Here is a 13882-nt window from a genome sequence, read left to right on the forward strand (position 1 = left end):
GTCATGCACGAGGAAATTGTCATGTCCACGGCCAAAGCCATGAAGAAGATCGGCTTGATCGGCGGCCTCAGCTATCCGTCGACAATCACCTACTACGAGCTCGTCAATCGTTTGGGGAACCGCTATCTGGGCGCGGCTTGCTCGCCGCGCATCGTGATGGAGAGCCTGAATTTCCAGACCATCGCCGACGGGTTGCGCATCGGCGATCGCCGGGCGGTGCAGGAGGAACTGTGCACCGCGGCGTCGCGTCTTGCCGATGCCGGCGCCGAGTTGATCGCGATGTGCTGCAACACCGTGCACAAGTTCGCGAGCGAGGTCGAGGCGAGCACGGAAGTGCCGATCGTCAATATTTGCCGCAGCACCGCCGGGTACGCGTCGCTTGCTGGCTTCCGGCACGTCGGACTAATGGGCTCGGCGTACTCGATGGAAGAGTCGTTCTACCACGGTGAATTCGCGCGTCACGGCATTCGCGCGAGTATTCCGTCGCCGGCCGGGCGGCGCTTCATCCAGCATGCGATCGAAACCGAGCTATCGGTCGGCAGGATCAGCGATGCGACGCGCGAGCGTTTCCTGAGTATTGCGGAAGAGCTCATCGAGCAGGGCGCACAGGCACTCGTGCTGGCGTGTACCGAGATTCCGCTGGTGCTCCGGCCGCACGATGTCGATGTGCCGGTGATCGACACCGTGCGCGTACACGTCGATTCAATTCTGCAGGCCGCGACCGAAACGCCATTTTTCACGGAGACATCATGCGAGCCGATTATCTGAAGCTGCTGCTGGCGACGTTGCTGCTCAGTTCTTATCTGGTGGCGAGCAAGCTCGTGCTGCACGAAGTGCCGGTGTTCATCGCGACATTCGTGCGGTTGCTGAGCGCGCTGATCGCGTTGAGCGGCTATCTGTGGGTGCGGCGCATCCGTGTGCCGCGCATCGGCCTGCGCGATGCCGGCGTCGTCACGACGCAGGCGGGGCTCGGCATCATGCTGTTCAGCGTGCTCGCGCTGTATGGGCTGCGTTTTACCGGCGCGATCGAATCGGGCGTCGTGCTGAGCATGGTGCCGGTGGTGACGAGCCTCACCGCGTGCATCGTGTTTCGCGAGCATCTGAGCCGGATGAGCGTCGGCGGCATTCTGATCGCAGTGGGCGGCGTCTGCGCAATGACCGTGTTGTCCGCCGGCAATGGCAGTACGCAGGCGAACGAACACAGTGTGCTCGGCATGGGTTTGCTGTTCGGCGCGGTGATCTGCGAAACGGTTTTTCTGACGTTCGGCAAGCTGCTGTCGAAGCCGCTCGCGCCGCCGGTGCTGTCGTGGCTGCTGTGTGCGATCGGTGCGCTGATGGTGGCGTTGCCCGCCGGCGTCGAATGGCGCGGGATGTCGCTCGGCGCCGTGTCGTGGCGAAGCTGGGCGCTGCTCGTCTATTCGGGTGTGGCGGTCAACAGCGTCGCCGTCGTGCTGATGTACGACTGCTTGAAGCGGCTCGAGACCTCGGTGGTGTCAGCGTTCACCGCGCTTACGCCGGTCAGCGGAACGATCCTCGCGGTGCTGCTGGCGGGAGAGGATTTTCATCTGTACCACGTCGCTGTCGTCGGGCTGGCGGTGAGCGGCGTGTATCTGGTGGTGCGCGACGCCGAGACGCGCAGCCGGCAGTCCGCGCCCGATGCCGCGGTCTATGCGTACGCACCGGTTTCCGATGCGTTGAAGATCAACGGGAGATAAACGTGATGCTCTATCCTGAGCTTTTCCGCTCGCTCGAATCGGTGCGCTGGAATCTCGAAACCGATATTCCGTGGGAGCGCTTCGATGCGTCGCTGCTTACCGACGAACAGGCGATGACGATCAAGATGAACGCGATCACCGAATGGTCGGCGTTGCCCGCCACGGAAATGTTTCTGCGCGACAACCATCACGACAGCGATTTCTCCGCGTTCATGAGCGTGTGGTTCTTCGAAGAACAGAAACACTCGCTGGTGCTGATGGAGTATCTGCGCCGTTTCAAGCCGCACATGTGTCCGACCGAAGCAGAACTGCACGCCGTGCGCTTCGAGTTCGATCCTGCGCCGCCGCTGGAAACGCTGATGCTGCATTTCTGCGGCGAGATACGGTTGAATCACTGGTATCGCCGTGCGGCGGAGTGGCACACGGAGCCTGTTATCAAGGCGATTTACCAAACCATCTCTCACGATGAAGCGCGGCATGGCGGAGCGTATCTGCGATACATGAAGAAGGCGCTTGCGGAGCACGGTCAGGTCGCGCGTGCCGCGTTTGCGAAGATCGGGGTATTGATGGCGTCGGCGCGCCGCACGGAAAAGCCGCTGCATCCCACCAATCTGCACGTGAATCAGGCGCTGTTTCCTCGCGACACGATTCAATCGCGTCTACCGGATCCGGAATGGCTCGAGCGCTGGCTCGACGAACAGATCTGTTTCGACGCGGCCTGGGAGATGAAGGTAGTCGAGCGGATCTTGCACAACTTGTCGGTGCTGTTCGAGCGGCCCTTTGGGAATGTGCAGGCGTTGAATCGGTTCAGAAAGGGGTTGGACGCCAGGGCAGATGTGGGAGAGGTAGTGTCCGAGATAGTGGATGCGACCGCTTCCTGAGAAGACAGAGTCCGTCTTGACACGTAGGTAGCGAATTGTGTTCTACATGTCGCGCGGTTATAGCGAACGCACAGCGCGAACGCACAGCGGTGCGCATGCGCTTTTAATTTTGCCGCCATCGTGTAATACCGGGAGCGGACCTTCATGTGTCCGCTCCCGGCAAGGAGGCTTCGCCAGGGCGCTAGCCGATATCGCTTCGTCGAACCTGATATCGCAACCCTGACGTGCTGCAGATTTTCAGAACTTACGGCTTATACCCATCAGTCAGCGTATTCATGAACGCAATGATGTCCTTGATCTCACCATCCGTCATCGCCGGCTTGTCCCCCAGCTTGCGATCGAACGGCGCATCTGCAACGTCGATATTCGCCTGGTACTTTTGCGGAATATCGTCGTACTTTTCAGGCTTGCCCGCCGCATTGAGCGGATAGATCTTTTCCGGGTTCGTGTTGCGCAGATTATAAAAGTCCATCACGTGCTGCAGATCGTGATACACGCCGTTGTGGAAGAACACGTGGCGCGTCGCAACGTTGCGCAGCGTCGGCGTCAGGAACATGCCGCAGTATTGCGTGAGCGTTGCCGCGTCGGTACGGAAAGGACCGCATACGCCCATGTCGAAGAACTTCGGATCCTTATTGATCGCCAGGTCACGATTACGCGGTACGCCGAGCGCTTCGTATTGCGTGTCGGTGAAGAGCGGCGGCAGATGATCGGTGGTCGGCTTGCTCAGGTGACAGCCGGCGCAGTTCGCCTTGTCCGGATCGTTGAAGAGGCGCAAGCCGTGCAACTCCGCTTGCGTGAGGCGGGCCTTGCCCTGCAGCCAGTAGTCGTACTTGCTGGTGAAGCGATGGAACGACTGATCTTCGAACTGGTAGCGCCCCACGGCGAACATCGCCTCGTCGACCAGCAGATCGGGCTGGCTGACGATCCGGTCTCCGAACAGTTCCTTGAACTGGTCGAGATACTTTGCCTTCGTGAGCTTCTGCACGACGTCGGCGGTAGTCGCGTTGGCCATTTCAACCGGGTTCAGCATCGGCCCGATTGCCTGGTCCTGCAGCGTACTCGCGCGGCCGTCCCAGAACAGGCCGCCTTGCGGCACCAGTGCCGGCGCGGCAGGCGCGACGCCGGCGGTCTTCACCGCGCGCTGCGTGCCGTTTGCCACGTTCGCGAGTTGATCCAGCGAGACCGGTGCGGCGTCCATGTCGTTCTGGTCGGGGCCGATCGAGAACGGCGCCTGGCGATACAGGTACGCCAGCGACGGCGGCGGGCGGTAGCCGGCGTCCGTCATGTGCGGACCGCCAAGCTGCACTGTCAGGTCGTTCGGCGGCCCATAGGCGTGAGCGGCGCTATGGCACGACGCGCACGACTGCTTGCCCGACGCCGACAGCGACGGGTCATTGAAAATCTCTTTGCCGAGCAGCGCCACCGCGCTCAGCGGCTGCTCGGGCGGCAGATGCAGCGCGACCGGCTGCGGATTCGCGCCAGTCACGTCTTCGACAAGGGTGCCAATCGCAAGGGGCATCCGCTCCGGATAGATTGCCGCGTAGGCGATAAAGGCCGCGCAACCCGCAGCAATGACGACGACGGTCCAGCCGAGCACGCGCAGCAGCTGGCGTTTTGCGCCGCCGGGGCGCGAAGCGTCGCCGGCAGGCAGCGACGGCGGCAATGCAGAGTTCGGAGAGCTCATGGCGATAGTGACAGAGATAAAACCATAAAAAACGTCGAGCCAGCACGTTGCCGCGCTGGCTCGACCCACTACGAGTTGTGTCGCGTCCCGCCGCCTCGCGCACCGCGCGCGGGGTTAGCCGGCGCGGTGCACGAAGCGGAACGGGACGCGTATTTCACTCAGACCTCAAACCTCGAATCGCCAATCAGTTGGACGACGGTGCCGCTGCGAGCTTGGTGCCGAGCGACGGATCCAGGAACAGGGTCGGGTTGTTGCCCGAACCGGTCAGGTTCAGCATGCTGCGGATATCGCCAGCCGTTGCATCGAACGAACCTTGGCCAAGACGCTTGCTGCCGAGCCAGTTGTCTTCGATGAACTTGACGACCGACGCTTGCGTGATTTGCGTATGGTCGACGTAGTTGGCCTTCGCCCACGGCGAGATCACGATAAACGGAGTACGCGTACCCGGACCGCAGCGACCGTTGACTGCGCCGCCGTTGATGCCCAGCGGTTGCGTCGCGCCCGTGCCCGTGCACTGACCTTGTGCCGTCAACTGGTCGGCGCCCGTGAAGGTTGCCGTACCCACCGTCGAGACCAGCGTCGTGTCGAACGACGAGTTCTTGATGGTCGGCTTAACGTGGTCGTACCAGCCGTCCGAGTCGTCGTACGCAACGATGACCAGCGTGTTCTTCCAGTCAGGTTGTTGCTGCAGGAAGTTCGTGACCTTCACGACGAATGCCTGCTCGTCGAGCGGATCCGAATTGCCCGGGTGACCGTCGCTGACCGCCGGCGCCTTCAGGAAGCTGACCGACGGGTAGTTGCCCGACTGCACAGCCGCGAAGAAATCGTCGGTGTCGTACTGGTGGTGAACCGGCGTAGCCGTGTTGTCCAGCGTCGGATCGGTGTAGCCGATCAGCGCGGTCGAGCTCGGGCGCTGGTGCGTCGGGTTCGCCGTCGATGCGTAGTACTGGAACCACGCGTGATGCTGCACGTAGTCGTTCGGCGCGCTGCCGAGCACGTCCGACCACGTCGAGCGAGCGCAGCCCGTCGTGTTGTTCGCGTTGACCGTCTGCAGGTTGAAGCCGCCCATGAAGCCGCCCCACGTGATGTTCGACGCATTCAGCAGATCGCCGATGTTCTTGCCGTTCATCGCGCCCGTCGGGCCGGAGCCGGAGGTTTGCGCGGCGATCGTGCAGACGTCGTTGGTCGGGTCGAGGTCGCCCGTCATCGTGAAGCTGCCCTGGCCGTCAGGAATCGCGTTGTTGCTGGTCGTCACCGTCGGGTTCTTCGGGTTCGGCGTCACCGTCACGCCCTGGTTTTGCCCCGAAATAACTTCGATTGCACCCGGCGTCGACGGGCCGAACGTGTCGGTCCATGCGTTGTCGCTCATCGCGAAGTTCTGCGCGAGGTTCCAGTACGCCGTCACCGTGTTGCCGTCGAAGTAGCCCAGCACCTGCGCCGACGAACCGAATTGGCCCGTGCTGCCGGCAACGATGCCGCTAGCCGACGTGAAGAGCGGGAACGCGTCCATCTTCAGGTTGTCGTCGGCGAGCTGTTCCGGTTGATACGCGTGGTTCTGGCTCTTCGTGTTCGCTTGCGAGCGGTCGAGGCGGAACGGCTGAGCGGTGGTCGTCGTCAGCGCGCCACCGAGCGTCGGCGGCGTAGTCGTCTGGCCGTTGACCGTCGTGGAGACGATGTTCGGCGAACCGGCTTGCGCGTTCGGGTTGGCGGCACCGTTCAGCCCAGCGGCTGTAAGCGTCTGAATGTCCGTTTGCGTGTTCGCAGCAGCGGTGAACGAAGGTTCGCCGCTTACGTTTTTCGCGCTCGGGTAGGTCGCAAAGTAGTGATCGAACGACACGTTTTCGCCGAAGATGACGACGACGTGTTTGATCGGCGTTGCGGTTTGCAGCGAGTCCTGAGCGGACGCTGTCGGGGTGGTCGGTGTGCTCGACGTATTATTATTATGGCTGCTGCCGCATGCGGCGATTGTCAGCAGCGACGCCACTGCAATTGCGGTGGGTAGTATCGCTTTGTGAAACATTCGGGGCTCCAGATTCGCTGTTCAGCGCTCCAAGACCATTACGCGTGGAGTTGCTGGGTTTTTGTAGGTCGTGTTGCAAGCACACTTCTAATAGGGCGTGAAGCAACGGCATTGGAGCATCGGCATGTTGCGATATCGGGAACGTTTCCTTTCTACGTTATTACATTCATATTCATTACATCGTCTTTCATATTCATAAAGTTAGTCCCCCTGAAATATCCAGTAAGAGCGATTCGGGCACGGTAAGCAGAGGTTCACGGTGCACGCCCGCACGTGCGGCCGCCGCAGCGGTCAATTCGAAAGAGACTCGCAAAATTGCCGGATAGCGCGGCATGCCCGTTCCAGGGCTGCGCTATCGAGCGCGTAGGCAATCCGGATATATGGCCCGAGTCCAAACGCGCTGCCATGTACGGTCGCGACGCCTGCGAGATCAAGCATGCCGTTGACCACATCCTCGTCGGAATTCAACCGCTGCCCCAATGGCGTGAGCTTGCCAATCAGCGCTTCGCACGAGGCGAAAGCGTAGAACGCGCCTTGAGGTACGTCGCAACGCAGACCGTCGGTCGAATTGAGTTGCGCTACCAGATAGTCGCGGCGGTGCTGGAATACCGACCGCGATTTCCGGATAAAGTCTTGTGGGCCGCTCAGCGCCGCCAATGCAGCGTATTGGGAAATGGACGACGCACCCGACGTTTGCTGCCCCTGGAGCTTTTCCATCGCGTCGATGAGCCAGGCGGGGCCGCTTCCGAAACCGATTCGCCAGCCCGTCATGGCATAGGCCTTCGATACGCCGTTCATCGTCAGCACGCGCTCGCGCAAGCGAGGTTCGACTTGAGCCAGCGTGAAGAACGTCAGACCATCGAAAACGAGGTGCTCGTAGATGTCATCCGAGAGCACCATCACCTGAGGGTGCGAGAGCAGTACTTCAGCCAATGCTTGCAACTCGGTGCGGCTGTATACGGCGCCCGTCGGGTTGGACGGGGAATTTAGAATCAGCCAGCGTGTGCGCGGTGTAATCGCGCTCTCGAGCAGTTCCGGTGTCAGCTTGAAACCACTTTGCACACCGCATTCGACGAGAACCGATTGACCGCCGCACAGTTGCACGATCTCCGGATAGCTGACCCAGAAAGGCGCGGGGATGACGACCTCATCGCCCACATTGAGCGTAGCCGCGAGCGCGTTGAAAATAACCTGTTTGCCGCCGCTGCAGACTATGGTTCGACGCCAGTCGACATCGAGGCCGTTCTCGTTCTGAAACTTCCTGGCGACTGCCTCGCGCAGCGCGCGTACTCCCGCCACCTGGGTGTAAAGCGTATGGCCATTCCGAATCGCGGCAATGCCGGCTTCCCTGATATGTTCTGGCGTATCGAAGTCCGGTTCCCCGGCGCTTAGCGAGATCACGTCGACACCTTGTGCACGCCGGGCGGCAACGCGATCCATCACGCCAAATGTTGCCGACGGTTTTGAAGACGCGAGAAAACGATTGAGTGCGTTTGCGGATGCGGTCATCGAACTTGCCTCCATGTCGACAAGCCGAGCAGGTTGGACGGAGTCAGGCGATTGGCCAGCGCCGCCTGCACGCGTTCCGTCGGGACGATTTGAGGATGAGTCATGTGCTTTACTCCGGGAAAGATCAGTGTGCTCGGATTGCTTCGAATTCTTTGTCGTGCATGACCTCGGCGACCGAGCGCCCCGCACGGACCGCGGCGACCATCCCGTCTTGCCGGCGCGTAATCTTTTCTCCGAGATCCAGCACTTCGTCGATTCGTGACGCCCGCACGAAAACGGTGCCGCAGCGGTCGGCAATCACGTAGTCGTCCTCGTGCACCGTTACGCCGGCAATCTGCACCGGCTTGCCCGAGTCGATCTGAATCACTCGGTTTCTCGCACTGATCATCGTGATGCCACGACCGAAGAGCGGATAGCCGATCGACTCGCTTCCCTCGATATCACGGCTCGCGCCATCGATAATCGAGCCGCGAATCCTTTTCGCCACCGCTGCGTTCGCCAGGATGTCGCCCCAGCAGGAAATGCCTTCGAGACCGCCACCGATCACCAGAATCCGGTCATCGGTGGTGACGGCTTCGACAACCGGCGTAATGAGGTGGAGCGTCGGCGCGGCGTCGGTTTTGGGACCCAACTGGATCGTGCTCGCGCGGCCGACGATCTTCGGGCAATCCCAAAGCGGGCGAAGGCCATAGGTCGCGCCGGGGAGCGCGAGAAAGTCGAGTGCGTCAGAAACCGTGTTGCTATCGAGCGATGCAAGCCGCTCAAGGGTGGATGCTTGGGTCATGAAGGAAGTCCGGTAGGGCAATGACCCGATCGTCGGTTTCCTACGCTGATATGTAAATTCGCAATCAGATATCTGTCTGATACGATTTGCAGATGAGCGTAAAACGAAAAGGGCATCGAAATGACGACCATTGATTTCCGCCTGATCCGCCAACTGTGGATGTTTCTCGCCGTCGCGGAGGAGAAACATTTCGGACGTGCCGCCGAACGGCTGAACATGTCGCAACCGCCGCTGACCGAGCAGATCAAGGTGCTCGAACAATCGCTGAAACTGACGTTGTTCGAACGCTCGCGCCGCGGCACGCAACTCAGCGCGGCGGGCGCTGCGATCTTGCCGGCGGTTCGCCAGTTCGCGGATCAGGTCGAGCGCCTCGAGCGTGTCGTGCGCGAGGTCGCCGCCGGTCAGACCGGCGTGTTGCAGGTCGGCGCAATCACGTCGGCCATGCTTGAAACGGTGCCCTCGGTTTTGAGTGCGTTGAAACGCGAGTATCCGGACCTGACGGTCTTCATTCGGGAGATCGACAGCGTGGACGCAATCCCCGCGCTGGAAGCAGGCGAGCTCGATGTCGCGTTCGTGAGGCTCGATGGAAATATCGGCCATGGCATTGCCACCATGCCGCTGGCTGAAGACAGACTGGCAGTCGCCGTGCCGCGAGACCATCCATTTGCGCAGCTTTCCCGCGTGCGCCTGCGCTCCCTTGCTGACGAATCGCTAGTCATGTCGTCGCGTCAGGTCAGTCCGGCTTACTTCGATTTTCTGACCGCGGTCTGTCAGTCTCATGGTTTTGCTCCACGGGTCATGCACGAAGTGCGCTCAGTGACTTCGCAAATCGCCTATGTGGGCTGCGGGCAAGGCATTGCGCTCGTGCCGGCGTCGATGCGAAAGCTGGCGTCCGAGAACGTGGTGGTTCGTCCGTTGAAGGAACGCATCATGGTTGTGACGGCCGCGTTAGCATGGAATTCGAGCCGCCACCATCCGATGGTCGACGCGGTGGTGGCGTGGGCGAAGCGCTCTGGCGCCAGAAAAACCGCTGGGGTTTAAGCGGATTCGAGAAAGAGCGCAATTCGCTCCCACATTTCAACGGGGTTCGAGTACATCGGGAAATGACCGGAGTGCGATATGCAGGCCAGCGTCACGCCCGATTTCTCCAGATGCGCAAGGTAAGTCAGACCGGCGTTCTGCTCACCGTACATGAACATCTTGCGACAACCGAGTCCGACGAACTTCGTCAGCAATTCGCCATGGTCTGAAAGCTCCACCATCGAAGAAAAAATACTATGAACGGCTTCTGCGCGAACTTTGTGTTTCAGGCTTGCCGCGTACAGCGAACTCGAGAAGTCGGCGCCTCGCCAGTTTCGTTCGACGAAATCGGCAAAGAACCGGTGCGGATCGTCGGACGAATGGCTCACGATTTGCCTGCTCAAAAAGCAGTCTTCAGGTGCGACGTTACCTTCGATGTCCACGAAGCTGAGAACGTGGTCACCTTCCTCGTGCGCAAGCAGCAGCGCGGTAAGACCGCCCATCGAATGCCCGACCAGATGAAAGCGCTGGACCTTCAAACGACTCAGAACCGCCCGCGCGGTGTCGACGAGAAACGGCACGGAGACCGCCGACAGGTCGCTACATTCGCTCTCGCCACAGCCAGGTGCGTCATAGGCAATGAACGGTCGCCCGGAAAACGCCGGGAGCCTCGCGATGTCCGCGTAGTCTTCCTTCGTTGAGCCGAACCCATGGAGGAAGACGAGCGGCTCACCGATACCGCCCCTGTACATCGTTGAAATGCTCAAACTCACGCCCTGAACCTGCAATTCGAGTTTTTCTCTCTGAACGTCGAGCATGGATACTCCCTGGTGAGTTGGCGGTTGGCGTGGCCGTCGTACGGAACCGCACACCGTTACCGCGCTATCCTCAGGGCAACGGGCTTGATAGGTAAAGTCCGTATTACGTATCGCTGTGATACGGATCGCCGAGCCCTCACTCCATACGATGAAGTTGCCGCGCAAGATCCAGAAACAGATCGAGCGCACGCGTCCTCGGCCGCGAAATTTCGATGATCGCGCTGATCGTATTTTCATAGACAGGTCCGGACGGCACTTTCACCAGCGCGTGCCGCTTCGCGAACGACGCCGCGTAGAACTGCGGCAGCAGGCCCACGTATTGCCCGGACAGCACCAGCATCGCGACGGCCTCGAGCCCCGACGCCGACGGTCCACGCTGCATTCCGAGCACATTGAGCGCCTCGTGCACGAACGGCTGCTCGCGATAGACGAGCGGTAGCGTTGCTGCATCGCCCAGCTTGCGACGCGTCACGTACAGTGTTTGCCGCTCGATGAAGAGCGGCAGATAATCGAGACCCGCCTCGCGCCGGTACATGCCTCGAATCCCAACCTGCACGCGACGCTCCCGCAATGCCAGATCGAGTTCGTTGAAGGTCATCACCTGCAACTCGACACTCACGTCCGGCGCCTGCTCCTTCAGCGCGGCGAGCACTTCGGGCAGATGACAGCTTTCATCGCTGACGATGTGCTCGACCATCCCGATCGACAACGTGCCGGACAGCACGCCGCGCACCGCGTCGATTTCCGGCTGAATCCGTTCTAGCGAGCGGATCGCGTCGCGTGCGAGATCCAGTGCGACTTTTCCCGCATGCGTGAGCATGAATCCCGATGGACCGCGCTCGCACAGCCGGGCGCCGAGCGTCTCCTCGACTTCGCGGATGTGACGGCTAATCGACGCCTTCGACATGTTCAACTGCTTTTCCGCCGCCGCGAAACCATTGGCCTGCGCGACAGCGCAGAAGATGCGTAGCGAGCGCAAATCGCGTTCGGTGAAATCGGGTCGGGCCACTTGAGCGACTCCTGAAGTCGAGATGAACGGCGCGAACAGGCCCATTCGAAAGGTTTCACTTTTCGGAACCATACCGATAAAAAAATCATTTTTCACCCTCTTTATGGCGGAATACATTGGGTCACAGGCCAATGACGTGGGGCACAGCCCCGCGATAAGCCGGCCCGGCACCCACACGACCACGACCCCACGCCACCCCGCGGAGAGAGCAATGAAACACCTGACCAGACGATCCTTCATCAAAACCACGCTCGCGTCGGGCGTGGCTTTCGCGCTGCCGAAGCTCGCGCTGGCCGAAGGCGGCACGCTCGCGGACATCAGGCAGCGCGGCAAACTGGTGGTCGGCACGGAGGCCGCGTACGAGCCGTTCGAATTCGTCGAGAACGGTCAGATCGTCGGGTACGGTCACGATGTGCTGGAGCTGATGGCGGCCAAACTCGGCGTGAAACTCGAGCAGATGAATCTGCCGTTTCAGGGCCTGCTTCCGGGCCTGATGTCGCACAAGTTCGACTTCGTCGCGACCAGCGTGGGGATTACGCCGGAGCGCGCGAAGCGCTTTGCGTTCAGCGAGCCGGTCGGCGTGGTGCGCTCGGTGCTGCTGGTCCGCGCCGACGATGCGTCGGTCAAGCGCGATCTCGACATCGGCGGAAAGACGATCGGCACGCAGATGGGTTCGTCTTCGCAACCTGTCGCCGACGAGTTCGAGAAGGAGCTGAAGGAAAAGACCGGCAAGGGCTACGCGGGCACCAAGCTGTTTCAGGCGTATCCGGACGTGTCGAATGCGCTCGCGAACAAAACTGTCGACGTCGCGCTGATGCCGTCGAATATCGCCGCCGTGCAGATGAAGCGACAGCCGAACGCATTCCGTATCGCCGGCACGATCGGTCAGCCGAAGCTGCTCGCGTGGGTCGCGAATCCGAACGATCTGGAGATTCGCAAGTTCATCAACGATTCGCTCGAGGAATTCCGCGCGAACGGCAAGCTCGCCGCGTTGCAGACGAAGTGGTTCGGCGCGCCGATGGACACGCCGCACGCGAACTACCTGCCGGCCGGCGCGATCTGACGCGCGCCGCCATGCTGAACTGGATCGACAAAGGCGGCGTGATCGCGCCGTTTCTCGACGGCGTCGTGTCGGGAACGGCGCTCACGCTGGCCGCTTCCGCGTGTGCGTTCGTCATCGGACTCGCACTCGGCATCGTGCTGCTGCTCGCGCGTATCTCGCCGTTCGGTCCGCTGCGCGCGCTGGTGGTGCTGTGGGTGAGCCTGATTCGCGGCACGCCGGCGCTGATTCACATGTTGATCGCGTACTACATGGTGCCCGCGCTGCTCAACATTTCGATCTCGCCGATCACCGCGGGTATTGCCGCGCTCGCATGCAATACCAGTGCGTACATCGTCGAAATTCTGCGCGGCTCGCTCGGCACGATTTCGTGGGGGCAGCGCGCGGCGGGCTACGCGATGGGTATGCGCGCGTCACAGGTGTGGCGTTACGTATTGCTGCCGCAGATGATCTATCGCGCGATTCCGCCGCTCACCAGCGAGTTCACATTGCTGCTGAAGGCGTCTTCGCTTATGTCGATCATCGCGGTGCCGGAACTCGCGACGGTCGCGCGCAATGCCACGCTGCAAACCGATTTGCCGTTGCAGGTGTTCACGATCACCGCGGCGGTCTACTTCCTGATCCTGTTCTGCATCTCGGCTGCTTCGCGAGTGTGCGAGCGCCGCGTCTCGAGGATGCTGCCTCATGGCCATTGATTTTTCGATCGTCCGCGAAGCGGTGCCGGTGCTGCTCGACGGGCTTCGTGTCACCGCACTGGTCAGCGCGATCGGTATCCCGATTGGCGCCGTTGCGGGAATCGCGGCGGCGTACGCGGCGCAATCGCGTACGTTCGTGAAGCCCGTGGCGCTCGCCTACGTCGAACTGGTGCGCAACATCCCGTACCTGATTCTCGTCTACCTGTCGTTCTTCGGTCTGCCGAAGCTCGGCGTAGGCGCTTCGGCGATGACGGTCGCGATCGGCTGCACGGCGTTCTACACCGGTGGCTATTTCTGCGAAATCCTGCGCGCGGCGCTGCGCAGCGTGCCGCGCGGTCAGACCCAGGCGTCGCTTTCGCTCGGCATGACGTTCTGGCAGACGCAGCGTCACGTGATCGCGCCGCAACTGTTCGGCTACATCACGCCCCCGGCCACGAGCCTCGTGATCATGATGTTCAAGGACTCGGCGATCTTCTCGGTAATGAGCCTGCCGGAGATGACGTATCAGAGCAATCTGCTCACGGCCAACACCTTTGCGTATGTCGAAGTGCTCGGCACGACGGCATTGATCTACTGGATCTGCAGCGTTCTGATGGCCGGCGTCGGCCGCCGTCTCGAGACGGCGATCGGAGGGCGCACGCGCCACGTCTGAAGCAGATCCGGCTATTCCCCTGGAGATACTCG

13 protein-coding genes are annotated in these 13882 nt (G+C 61.2%); 7 read left to right on the plus strand and 6 right to left on the minus strand.

All coding sequences use genetic code 11. The annotated features are described in order from the left end of the window. Positions 1-21 precede the first annotated feature (21 nt). The 3 genes from PQQ51_RS15605 to PQQ51_RS15615 are packed head-to-tail and all read left to right on the plus strand — an operon-like array spanning position 22 to position 2596. Positions 22-768 (plus strand): aspartate/glutamate racemase family protein, encoded by a 747-nt coding sequence (locus tag PQQ51_RS15605; protein ID WP_408497689.1) that lies wholly within the window; start codon positions 22-24, stop codon positions 766-768. After that, positions 750-1715 (plus strand): DMT family transporter, encoded by a 966-nt coding sequence (locus PQQ51_RS15610; protein WP_408497690.1) that lies wholly within the window; start codon positions 750-752, stop codon positions 1713-1715. Before PQQ51_RS15605 ends, PQQ51_RS15610 begins: the two co-directional genes overlap by 19 nt. Next, on the plus strand, positions 1712-2596 hold the full coding sequence (locus tag PQQ51_RS15615) for a ferritin-like domain-containing protein (RefSeq protein ID WP_408497843.1): 885 nt from the start codon (positions 1712-1714) through the stop codon (positions 2594-2596). The genes PQQ51_RS15610 and PQQ51_RS15615 overlap by 4 nt, the downstream gene beginning before the upstream one ends. Positions 2597-2840: 244 nt before the next feature. Here the strand turns inward: PQQ51_RS15615 and PQQ51_RS15620 are convergent, their stop codons facing one another. The 4 genes from PQQ51_RS15620 to PQQ51_RS15635 all read right to left on the minus strand — a co-directional run bounded on the left by PQQ51_RS15620 (position 2841) and on the right by PQQ51_RS15635 (position 8596). Further along, positions 2841-4283, minus strand: a complete 1443-nt coding sequence (locus PQQ51_RS15620; protein WP_408497691.1) for a cytochrome-c peroxidase — start codon at positions 4281-4283, stop codon at positions 2841-2843. Between the two features lie 184 nt (positions 4284-4467). Next, complete coding sequence (locus PQQ51_RS15625) at positions 4468-6303, minus strand: phospholipase C (protein ID WP_408497692.1); 1836 nt, start codon at positions 6301-6303, stop codon at positions 4468-4470. A gap of 291 nt (positions 6304-6594) precedes the next feature. Next, positions 6595-7812, minus strand: coding sequence for a pyridoxal phosphate-dependent aminotransferase (locus PQQ51_RS15630; protein ID WP_408497693.1), 1218 nt, complete (start codon positions 7810-7812; stop codon positions 6595-6597). Positions 7813-7936: 124 nt separating this feature from the next. Next, positions 7937-8596 (minus strand): RraA family protein, encoded by a 660-nt coding sequence (locus PQQ51_RS15635; RefSeq protein ID WP_408497844.1) that lies wholly within the window; start codon positions 8594-8596, stop codon positions 7937-7939. 120 nt (positions 8597-8716) lie between these two features. On the opposite strand from PQQ51_RS15635, the gene PQQ51_RS15640 reads away from it, so the two are divergent. Further along, on the plus strand, positions 8717-9637 hold the full coding sequence (locus PQQ51_RS15640) for a LysR substrate-binding domain-containing protein (protein ID WP_408497694.1): 921 nt from the start codon (positions 8717-8719) through the stop codon (positions 9635-9637). Here PQQ51_RS15640 and PQQ51_RS15645 read toward each other — a convergent pair. Then, complete coding sequence (locus PQQ51_RS15645; protein WP_408497845.1) at positions 9634-10434, minus strand: alpha/beta fold hydrolase; 801 nt, start codon at positions 10432-10434, stop codon at positions 9634-9636. The genes PQQ51_RS15640 and PQQ51_RS15645 overlap by 4 nt on opposite strands. Before the next feature lie 136 nt (positions 10435-10570). Continuing rightward, positions 10571-11443: a LysR family transcriptional regulator gene (locus PQQ51_RS15650; RefSeq protein WP_408497695.1), complete on the minus strand. Its 873-nt coding sequence runs from the start codon at positions 11441-11443 to the stop codon at positions 10571-10573. Between the two features lie 211 nt (positions 11444-11654). On the opposite strand from PQQ51_RS15650, the gene PQQ51_RS15655 reads away from it, so the two are divergent. From PQQ51_RS15655 to PQQ51_RS15665, 3 genes are read left to right on the plus strand one after another with little or no spacing between them, the layout of a single operon-like run. After that, on the plus strand, positions 11655-12506 hold the full coding sequence (locus tag PQQ51_RS15655) for a transporter substrate-binding domain-containing protein (protein ID WP_408497697.1): 852 nt from the start codon (positions 11655-11657) through the stop codon (positions 12504-12506). An 11-nt stretch (positions 12507-12517) separates the two neighbouring features. Next, complete coding sequence (locus PQQ51_RS15660; RefSeq protein WP_408497698.1) at positions 12518-13198, plus strand: amino acid ABC transporter permease; 681 nt, start codon at positions 12518-12520, stop codon at positions 13196-13198. Continuing rightward, positions 13188-13850, plus strand: a complete 663-nt coding sequence (locus PQQ51_RS15665) for an amino acid ABC transporter permease (RefSeq protein ID WP_408497699.1) — start codon at positions 13188-13190, stop codon at positions 13848-13850. The genes PQQ51_RS15660 and PQQ51_RS15665 overlap by 11 nt, the downstream gene beginning before the upstream one ends. The last annotated feature ends 32 nt before the right edge of the window (positions 13851-13882 follow it).

It is taken from the genome of Paraburkholderia xenovorans, from assembly GCF_046030735.1.
Taxonomy (GTDB): Bacteria; Pseudomonadota; Gammaproteobacteria; order Burkholderiales; family Burkholderiaceae; genus Paraburkholderia; species Paraburkholderia xenovorans_A.

Bases quoted from the DNA above. Each gene is read 5' to 3' on its own strand.
- PQQ51_RS15635 (WP_408497844.1), bottom strand. From the start codon at position 8,596: ATGACCCAAGCATCCACCCTTGAGCGGCTTGCATCGCTCGATAGCAAC.
- PQQ51_RS15610 (WP_408497690.1), top strand. From the start codon at position 750: ATGCGAGCCGATTATCTGAAGCTGCTGCTGGCGACGTTGCTGCTCAGT.
- PQQ51_RS15630 (WP_408497693.1), bottom strand. From the start codon at position 7,812: ATGACCGCATCCGCAAACGCACTCAATCGTTTTCTCGCGTCTTCAAAA.
- PQQ51_RS15645 (WP_408497845.1), bottom strand. From the start codon at position 10,434: ATGCTCGACGTTCAGAGAGAAAAACTCGAATTGCAGGTTCAGGGCGTG.
- PQQ51_RS15620 (WP_408497691.1), bottom strand. From the start codon at position 4,283: ATGAGCTCTCCGAACTCTGCATTGCCGCCGTCGCTGCCTGCCGGCGAC.
- PQQ51_RS15665 (WP_408497699.1), top strand. From the start codon at position 13,188: ATGGCCATTGATTTTTCGATCGTCCGCGAAGCGGTGCCGGTGCTGCTC.
- PQQ51_RS15640 (WP_408497694.1), top strand. From the start codon at position 8,717: ATGACGACCATTGATTTCCGCCTGATCCGCCAACTGTGGATGTTTCTC.
- PQQ51_RS15605 (WP_408497689.1), top strand. From the start codon at position 22: ATGTCCACGGCCAAAGCCATGAAGAAGATCGGCTTGATCGGCGGCCTC.
- PQQ51_RS15625 (WP_408497692.1), bottom strand. From the start codon at position 6,303: ATGTTTCACAAAGCGATACTACCCACCGCAATTGCAGTGGCGTCGCTG.
- PQQ51_RS15655 (WP_408497697.1), top strand. From the start codon at position 11,655: ATGAAACACCTGACCAGACGATCCTTCATCAAAACCACGCTCGCGTCG.
- PQQ51_RS15660 (WP_408497698.1), top strand. From the start codon at position 12,518: ATGCTGAACTGGATCGACAAAGGCGGCGTGATCGCGCCGTTTCTCGAC.